The sequence below is a fragment of the Metabacillus sp. YM-086 genome, from assembly GCF_048059995.1.
Lineage (GTDB): Bacteria > Bacillota > Bacilli > Bacillales > Bacillaceae > Metabacillus > Metabacillus litoralis_B.
Genome location: NZ_JBLUOI010000157.1, coordinates 1 through 3,049 on the forward strand (window position 1 = coordinate 1; position 3,049 = coordinate 3,049).

The 3,049-nt window shown below is 35.6% G+C and carries 4 protein-coding genes; all 4 read right to left on the reverse strand.

Annotation, left to right across the window (positions count from 1 at the left end):
- The coding region (accA, locus tag ACEWK1_RS27455; RefSeq protein ID WP_416636863.1) for an acetyl-CoA carboxylase carboxyl transferase subunit alpha at window positions 1-904 on the reverse strand (904 nt) is incomplete at its 3' end.
- Window positions 898-1,773 (reverse strand): acetyl-CoA carboxylase, carboxyltransferase subunit beta, encoded by an 876-nt coding sequence (gene accD / locus ACEWK1_RS27460; protein ID WP_098795027.1) that lies wholly within the window; start codon window positions 1,771-1,773, stop codon window positions 898-900. The genes accA and accD, both read right to left, overlap by 7 nt.
- A gap of 240 nt (window positions 1,774-2,013) precedes the next feature.
- Complete coding sequence (locus tag ACEWK1_RS27465) at window positions 2,014-2,640, reverse strand: FadR/GntR family transcriptional regulator (protein WP_176550943.1); 627 nt, start codon at window positions 2,638-2,640, stop codon at window positions 2,014-2,016.
- Between the two features lie 16 nt (window positions 2,641-2,656).
- A partial coding sequence (locus ACEWK1_RS27470; RefSeq protein WP_416636864.1) for a malic enzyme-like NAD(P)-binding protein occupies window positions 2,657-3,049 on the reverse strand: 393 nt, incomplete at its 5' end.

Below are 3,049 nucleotides of genomic sequence, written 5' to 3' on the forward strand. Positions count from 1 at the left end.
TTAATTCTTCCCCTGTCATAGTTGAGAGAGTTTTTAAAGAGCTTGCGATTACCTCAGTAATATTGATTGCTTGCTGAGCTACATCTTTATGTGCTCCACCTTTTACTTCTGGAATAATTTCATCAACTACACCAAGTTCCTTTAAATCTGGGGCAGTTATTTTCATCGTTTCTGCAGCTTTCTTTGCTAATCCTGAGTCTTTCCAAAGTAATGCTGCTGCACCTTCAGGTGAAATAACAGAGTAGGTAGAGTTCTCCAGCATATGAATATAATTTCCTACACCTAATGCTAGTGCTCCACCACTTCCACCTTCTCCAATAACGATACAAATAACTGGTACAGATAAACCAGCCATTTCGAACAAGTTTTTAGCAATTGCTTCACTTTGTCCTCTTTCTTCAGCCGCTTTTCCTGGATAAGCTCCTTTTGTATCTATAAAACATATTATCGGACGATTGAATTTATCAGCTTGTTTCATCAACCGTAATGCTTTACGGTAGCCTTCAGGATGTGGCATACCAAAATTTCTTCGTATATTTTCTTTTGTATCTTTACCACGCTGGTGACCAATTACAGTTACTGGTACATCTCTGAACTTAGCTATACCACTAACAATGGCATCATCATCACCATAATATCGGTCACCATGACATTCAAAGAAATTAGTAAAAATTTGTTCAATATAATCTAGAGTTGTAGGGCGACTAGGATGCCTTGCTATTTGAACTCTATCCCAAGGCTTTATATTTGTATAGATTTCATTTTCAAGCTTTTCTAATCTTGCTTCTAATTTTTCAATTTCAGATGATAAATCAACATCAGATTGAGCAGTAAACTCTTTCAGTTCTTTAATTTTCGCTCTAAGCTCGGTAACTGGCTTTTCAAACTCCATCTCACCTACCATGTTATTTCACCTCCTGTTTGATGGATATCAAGTATGTTCCCAAGAGTTTCCTTTAATTCTTGGCGATTAATAACATTGTCTAATTGCCCGTGCTTCAGTAAAAATTCAGCTGTTTGGAAGTCTTCAGGAAGCTCTTCTCTAATCGTTTGCTCAATAATTCTTCTACCAGCAAACCCAATTAAAGCACCTGGCTCAGCAAAATTATAGTCACCTAGTGATGCAAAGCTTGCCGAAACTCCTCCAGTTGTTGGATGTGTCATAACAGAAATGATCAACCCACCATTATCACTAAAAAGCTTAAGGGCAGAACTTGTTTTAGCCATTTGCATGAGACTTAAAACGCCCTCTTGCATCCTAGCTCCACCAGAAGCAGTAAAAATAATAATCGGTAATCCTTTTTCATTCGCATTTTCTATTGCTCGGGTAATTTTTTCTCCTACAACAGAACCCATACTTCCCATTCTAAAACTAGCATCCATGATAGCCACAGCTGTCCTAAAGCCGTTTATCAGACCTTCTCCTGTTACTACAGCTTCATTTTGCTTTGTTTTAAGACGATCTTTTTCTAGTTTTTCCTCATAATCAGGGAAGTTTAGAGGATTTTCAGATATCATATTTTGATCATATTCAAGGAAGCTATTTTCATCAAATAAGCTCTCGATTCGCTCTCTAGCATTCATTTGATGATGATATCCACAATTCATACAAACTTTTAAATTTTTATTAAGTTCTTTCGTATACATGATTTTTTTACAATTCGGGCATTTTATGACAATCCCTTCCGGAACATCTTGCTTAGCTTGCTCAGAAGGAATTGAGGCATATTTCTTTTTCTTTGGTTTTGGCTTAGTAAATAAATCTTTTAACAAAACGGTACCTCCCCTTTTTCTAAGGCACTGTATAATTGGCCGAAAATTTCCTATTAGCTCAATTTATAGCCAAAAATAACAACGTGCTTAAACATAGCCTTTATTAAAGCTGCTTCTATTTAAATCAGATAATGATTACATAATCTAGTATTCACTTTCAGAAACTGTTTTCTAGAAAATTGTCAGTTATATTAACTGTAACGATTGCTGGACAAACATGTTGTAGAAAGTTGTCAATATCTATTCGACATTTTCTTTAAGGGATACCGCTTCATATTGAATAAACACTTCTAAATGATCCTTTTTTATTAAAGCATCAAGCAACATTTCTAAATGTTTTTTTGGAAAACTATGCGATTGATCACCCTTATATACAAAGTTGACATATTCATTTAAAACATTCCAAATTCGATATAAGAGAAAATTATTTGCTAATTTAACAAGTTCAGTCATTAATTCAAATCTTGTTATCTCTGTTTCCTGAACTATACTAGATAATTCTACTAATTGTTCATTTATGTCACTTTGTAAGATTAACTGCAGGGCATTCTTTTCTAATAGCTCGTTCATTTTAATGACATCCTTTATTGCTTTTGTATCATCAAGAATAAAGGTTCCCAACAGTTCAATTAAATTATGCTCTCTAAAATCCTTTAAAAAAGTTCCTTCGCCTCTTCTTGTTTCAATCATTCCTAATAATTCAAGAGCTCTTAATGCTTCACGAACAGAAGATCTTCCAACTTTTAAATTCTCAGCCAGCTCTCTTTCTGAAGGAATTTTATCTCCATAAGAAAGCTGTTTGTCTGCAATGATTGTGCGAATATGGCGAAGGATTTCAATATAAACTTTTGAATGCGGAGTTGTCAAAGAAGAATCACTCACTTTAATCAATGATGGCTAATTGCCTCGTTTTCTCAGCAACTTCCTCCGGATCGACTTTAATTCTTGCCACACCGGTTTCCATTGCTGCCTTAGCTACTGCTGAAGCAACAGCTGGTGCCACTCTTGGATCAAATGGTGCCGGAATAACATAATCTGGACTTAAATCCTTTTCAGATACAAGTGCTGCAATTGCCTCAACCGCCGCAATTTTCATTTTCTCATTAATGTGTGTAGCACGTACATCTAACGCACCTCTAAAAATTCCTGGGAAAGCCAATACATTGTTTACTTGATTTGGAAAATCAGATCGACCTGTTCCAATAACCTTCGCACCAGCTTCTTTGGCCTCATTCGGCATAATTTCTGGAACAGGATTAGCCATAGCAAAAATAAT